Origin of the sequence: Nostoc sp. NOS(2021) (genome assembly GCF_017115025.1) — a bacterium.
In the GTDB taxonomy this organism is placed as follows: Bacteria; Cyanobacteriota; Cyanobacteriia; order Cyanobacteriales; family Nostocaceae; genus Nostoc.
In genome coordinates this window covers 1-3237 of sequence record NZ_JABXKM010000149.1, presented here as the reverse complement: position 1 = coordinate 3237, position 3237 = coordinate 1, and the positions used below count along the sequence as shown (strand labels likewise).

The 3237-nt window shown below is 46.0% G+C and carries 5 protein-coding genes; 1 reads left to right on the top strand and 4 read right to left on the bottom strand.

The window, feature by feature from the left end:
* Positions 1-68 precede the first annotated feature (68 nt).
* The gene (locus HWQ41_RS19535; protein ID WP_292766270.1) at positions 69-254 is read right to left on the bottom strand and encodes a hypothetical protein; all 186 of its coding nucleotides are present in this window, start codon (positions 252-254) and stop codon (positions 69-71) included.
* 18 nt (positions 255-272) lie between these two features.
* Between HWQ41_RS19535 and HWQ41_RS19530 the strand changes: the two genes are divergently transcribed.
* On the top strand, positions 273-1121 hold the full coding sequence (locus HWQ41_RS19530; protein WP_292766268.1) for a lysophospholipid acyltransferase family protein: 849 nt from the start codon (positions 273-275) through the stop codon (positions 1119-1121).
* Between the two features lie 32 nt (positions 1122-1153).
* On the opposite strand, the gene HWQ41_RS19525 is transcribed toward HWQ41_RS19530, so the two are convergent.
* The 3 genes from HWQ41_RS19525 to HWQ41_RS19515 form a co-directional block, all read right to left on the bottom strand.
* Positions 1154-1414 carry a MoaD/ThiS family protein gene (locus HWQ41_RS19525; protein WP_292766266.1) on the bottom strand — a complete coding sequence of 87 codons (261 nt, stop codon included), beginning with the start codon at positions 1412-1414 and terminating at the stop codon, positions 1154-1156.
* 92 nt (positions 1415-1506) lie between these two features.
* The gene (locus HWQ41_RS19520; RefSeq protein ID WP_292766264.1) at positions 1507-1878 is read right to left on the bottom strand and encodes a hypothetical protein; all 372 of its coding nucleotides are present in this window, start codon (positions 1876-1878) and stop codon (positions 1507-1509) included.
* 7 nt (positions 1879-1885) lie between these two features.
* The gene (locus HWQ41_RS19515; protein WP_292766262.1) at positions 1886-3118 is read right to left on the bottom strand and encodes a DUF1501 domain-containing protein; all 1233 of its coding nucleotides are present in this window, start codon (positions 3116-3118) and stop codon (positions 1886-1888) included.
* Between the last annotated feature and the right edge of the window lie 119 nt (positions 3119-3237).

Here is a 3237-nt window from a genome sequence, read left to right as displayed (position 1 = left end):
CCGCTCTTCGGGAGGGGAGACAAAGCATAGCTTTGGCGGGGGTGGGGTTCTTCGGGTTTAATAAGCAATCAAGCGGACATGATATCAGATGCGATCGCAGCCATCACTAACTTTTCTAACATATCTGGTAAGGCAATATGTTCCACAGCCAACTGTAAAACATACTCTCTTGTGCCGATACTGCCAGGAAGAAACAGGAAGAAAAAGCGGGCAATTGTTAGTATTTTTGTATCGGATTGTTTGACCTTTGCCAATCCTGTTAAAATGCATTGATGTCAAAAAAGCAACATTTCTTAAACAAAAAACCCGGTTGGTCTTTGGATGAGCGAGATCCAAAGTTCATAGAATCTCTGATGCCTCTGTTGGGCTTTTTCTATCACTACTATTTCCGAGTTCAAACTAGTGGCTGGGATAATATTCCACCCCAAGAAAAAGTCCTATTTGTCGGTTCGCATAACGGGGGACTCGCGGCACCCGATATGACAATGATGATGTACGACTGGTTTCGACGATTTGGTGTGGAGCAACCCGTTTATGGTTTAATGCATCCCAAGGCTTGGCAGGTTAGCCCGCCACTAGCGCAACTGGTCGCCAAGGCTGGAGCAATCATAGCTCATCCGAAAATGGCTTACACTGCCTTGCGCTCTGGAGCTAGTGTGCTAGTTTATCCAGGTGGAGCCGAAGATGTTTTCCGACCGCATTATTTACGTAATAAAATCTACTTTGCGGGGCGGCAAGGATTTATCAAGTTAGCGTTGCGGGAAAATGTGCCGATTGTGCCTGTGATCTCCTGGGGTGCTCACGATACGCTGATTGTGATCGCTGACTGCTACAAAATTATGCAGCAACTCCACGAGTGGGGGATGCCTTGGCTGTTTGGGATTGATCCGGAAGTTTTTCCAATCTATCTCGGACTGCCTTGGGGATTAGCAATTGGCCCATTGCCCAACATTCCATTACCTGTGCCTATGTACACGCGGGTTTGCACGCCAATTGTATTTGAACGCTACGGTTCAGAAGCAGCCAGCGATCGCTACTATGTGAATGAATGTTATGAATTAGTTGTTAGTCAGATGCAGCAAGAGTTAGATCGCTTAGTGAGGCTAACTGCTAAGTCCTAAAGCTATTGAGTAGAATTGGCACGTCCAATTTGCTAGCCGCCGCTAACTGGTGGAATCAGCACGACTTCATCCCCATCTTGTAGTAGAGTATCTGGTTCGACAAATATTAAATTAATCCCAAAACGGGTGATGTCACGCCATTGGGAGAGTTCGGGGTGTTCAGCTATGAGGCGATCGCATACTGCTTTCACTGGCATACTATTGGGAAATTCCAGCACCAGTTCCGAAACCCTAAAGGCTTCTTGATAAGCAGCGAACAGTTTGACGGTAACGGTGATTGCAGATTTAGGCATACAACATACTTTGGCAGAACTAGCAAGTAGTTTAATACTTTACAAGCACCCTGAACTCTTGGGCTTAATTATACATTACTAAGTACATGATTTCACAAATTCATCGGGAAAAAAATGTACCAATTATTATCATATTCAAATGGCACTAAGTTAAGATACAGCCCTGGTTTGTCAACTAAACCATCGCCGGACTGTTCCAGGGTCATACCCATGCCTAGCCGCATTTTGAAAGTGTTGCGGCTACGATTGCGTTTGATTCGTTTGGGATCGCCAGCTAATCGCTTGACGATGGTTTCTCCGTTTTGACGTAGCTTGCCGCCTTCGGCATCGCGCTCCGTTTTTTTCACCTCCCGAAGCTCATACTCAATCACGGGTCTACCGTTGACACCCAGGAATGACTCAAAGGGATAAATCCTGGTGAGTAAACGCGAAAAGCACTCGCAAACCAAAACCGAACTTGTCAAATACGCTCTATACGTTTAGTCTCTGGGGATTCTGAGTAGAGGCGTAATTTGGCAACACTTGATTCAATTTTGCTTCGTTGAGATGCAGATGATCTGACAACACGGCAGAAATAACATCCCGAAAATCAGTCGTAATAGCCAAATCCCTACCTTGGTAAAGTTGGGCTGTAGATAGACCAGGCCATTCACCGTAAACTTTACCACCACGAATTTTACCGCCCAAAACCCACATGACATTCCCATGACCGTGGTCAGTGCCACCGTTATCATTTTGCTTGACTGTCCGACCAAACTCGGACATCACCACAATTGTCGTATTCTGGTAAACGCTCCCCAAACCATCGACCAAAGTTGCTAAACCTGAACCCAATTTTTTTAAGTTCCTAGCTAACTGTCCTTGAGTGCTACCTTGATTGACATGGGTATCCCAACCCCCCAAAGCCATAAACCCTAACTCAATTCTGGGGTCTTTGACCATTAGTTGCGCCAATCGTTGGGCATCGCTGGCGAAGCCATCAGGTAAAGGCGCACCATTATTCGCCATTTTCATTTCACTATCCAGGTCATTCATGATCGCCTGATGCGCCATCCGTCCTTGGCGATAGGTCTGACTTAGGGCATCATTACCGCCATAAAGTTGGTCAAATGCTGCTGCTAATTGAGGACGATCTATTGGTAGAGGTCTGCTAGCATTTCTCCCTGATGCTATGTTAGCTACAGGCATCCGACCAGAAAAAATCCAGGGTGTTGTTTCTCCGACACTTACTGCTTGGATAGGTGTTTTTTGAGAAATTACCCCTAGTAAACGATTCATCCAACCATCCTGAGTATGTTTGTCACCAGGGGTAGCGTTTTCCATATATTGTTGAGCATCAAAGTGAGAACGAGTTGGATCGGGGGAACCACAAGCATGAACAAATGCCAGACTACTCTGCTGCCAGAAGGGCATCAGAGGAGCTAATGCTGGATGCAACCCAAAGCGCCCATCTAAATCTAAAACTCCCCCTTCCTTCCCTGGTTGGGGAATAGCAATTTGCGGTCGGGCTTGATAGTAAGCTGTTTCTGAGTAAGGAACTACGACGTTTAAACCGTCTACCGCCCCCCGGAGGAAGATTACAATCAAGCGCTGGCGATCGCTGTTGTCGGTAGCGGATCTAGCTACCCAAGCATTGCTACCTATGGCTGTGATTGCGGCAGCTGAAAAAATTCCACTTTGGATGAGAAAATTACGTCTTTTCATCTTTAAAAGTACTTAATTATGACTGTTTTCAATTGGGTAGAATACAAGCTATCTGCGCTAAGAGGACATATTGCATCTCAGTTGCTATAGCTGAGGTACAAGAACCCCACCCCCAACCC

Coding starts and splice junctions, on each gene's coding strand:
- HWQ41_RS19525 (WP_292766266.1), bottom strand. CDS start 1,414: ATGCCTAAATCTGCAATCACCGTTACCGTCAAACTGTTCGCTGCTTAT.
- HWQ41_RS19530 (WP_292766268.1), top strand. CDS start 273: ATGTCAAAAAAGCAACATTTCTTAAACAAAAAACCCGGTTGGTCTTTG.
- HWQ41_RS19515 (WP_292766262.1), bottom strand. CDS start 3,118: ATGAAAAGACGTAATTTTCTCATCCAAAGTGGAATTTTTTCAGCTGCC.